The sequence below is a fragment of the Aurantimicrobium sp. genome, from assembly GCF_036667855.1.
Classification (GTDB): Bacteria; Actinomycetota; Actinomycetes; order Actinomycetales; family Microbacteriaceae; genus Aurantimicrobium.
This window is the reverse complement of sequence record NZ_JAVWTF010000058.1, coordinates 7,743-8,031: the sequence shown is the minus strand read 5'-3', so window position 1 is coordinate 8,031 and position 289 is coordinate 7,743. Positions and strand designations below refer to the sequence as shown.

Below are 289 nucleotides of genomic sequence, written 5' to 3'. Positions count from 1 at the left end.
GGTCAGACCAACGGATACTGGTGGGAATGTGTAAACGCATAATCAGTCCTAGTCGCGTGTGAGCTTGCGGTAGGTGCTGCTGTGTGGCTTCGCCGCATCAGCACCGAGGCGCTCGATCTTGTTGGCTTCGTAGGACTCGAAGTTACCCTCGAACCAGTGCCAGTAACTGGGGTTCTCGTCCGTGCCTTCGTAGGCAAGGATGTGCGTCGCAATACGGTCAAGGAACCACCGGTCGTGTGTGATGACCACAGCACAACCGGGGAACTCGAGCAGGGCATTCTCGAGGCTT

General features: G+C 57.1%; 1 pseudogene. It reads right to left on the bottom strand.

The window, feature by feature from the left end:
* Window positions 1–48 precede the first annotated feature (48 nt).
* Window positions 49–289 (bottom strand): annotated as a pseudogene (locus RR877_RS09190) (energy-dependent translational throttle protein EttA); the annotation flags it as partial.